Source organism: Psychrobacter sp. 78a-MNA-CIBAN-0178 (genome assembly GCF_040309625.1).
In the GTDB taxonomy this organism is placed as follows: Bacteria; Pseudomonadota; Gammaproteobacteria; order Pseudomonadales; family Moraxellaceae; genus Psychrobacter; species Psychrobacter okhotskensis.
Window position 1 is genome coordinate 1 of record NZ_JBEOOZ010000157.1, and the last position, 257, is coordinate 257.

General features: G+C 46.7%; 1 pseudogene. It reads left to right on the top strand.

Annotation, left to right across the window (positions count from 1 at the left end):
• Positions 1 to 257: pseudogene (glmM, locus tag AAEY80_RS14670) on the top strand (phosphoglucosamine mutase); the annotation flags it as partial.

The following is a 257-nucleotide window of genomic DNA, read 5'->3' on the forward strand; positions in this document are numbered from 1 at the left end:
TGCAAGAGCTTGCCGCTCATGACTGGATACTAGGCGGTGAACCATCTGGGCATATATTGTGCTTAGACAAAAGTCGTACCGGTGATGCGATTATCGCAAGCTTGCAAGTATTGGCCGTTATGCAAGCACAGAATAAAGCCTTGAGTGACCTCATGGAAGGCTTTGAAATTTTGCCACAAAAACTGGTCAATGTGCGCTTGTCTACCATGCAAGATCCTTTTGAGCATGAAGAGCTGGTCGCCGCTTTTGATAAAGCC